Raw genomic sequence first — 389 nt, forward strand, 5'->3', positions numbered from 1 at the left:
CATGCGCTGCTGAGTCTGCGCCCAGTGCGGCTCCATGATGTCACGCCATTCGACGGCGTCGTTCTCTAGAAACCGGTAGGTGGCGAGCGTTTCGCCCCAGCCGTTGCACGACTTCGGGATGCTGGCAGATGGGCGGTCCGAAAACTGCGCCATGATCTTCTTTGCACGGCTGTCGAGGCGAGCGTCTCCGAGGTCAAGTTCAGCAAATTCTACTTCTGTCCAGTGCGTCGATTCAGTCATAATTCCATGAGGCAAAAGACAAGAGTAAACCTGAAATCTCAAGAGTTTACAACAACATTTTTAAGAGCTTGATTGTTAACGACTTTGTTGAATCGTGAATTGTCAAATTGACACTGTTGCGCGTCCGAGTGCGAGATGTGTATAAACCT

The 389-nt window shown here is 50.6% G+C and carries 1 protein-coding gene; it reads right to left on the reverse strand.

Going from position 1 to position 389, the window contains the following annotated elements; all coding sequences use genetic code 11:
* Positions 1–240, reverse strand: a 240-nt coding sequence (locus D0817_RS26805; RefSeq protein WP_193555378.1) for an IS4/Tn5 family transposase DNA-binding protein, incomplete at its 3' end; no start/stop codon positions are given.
* Positions 241–389 lie beyond the last annotated feature (149 nt).

It is taken from the genome of Flavobacterium cupreum (assembly GCF_003996965.1).
Classification (GTDB): Bacteria; Bacteroidota; Bacteroidia; order Flavobacteriales; family Flavobacteriaceae; genus Flavobacterium; species Flavobacterium cupreum.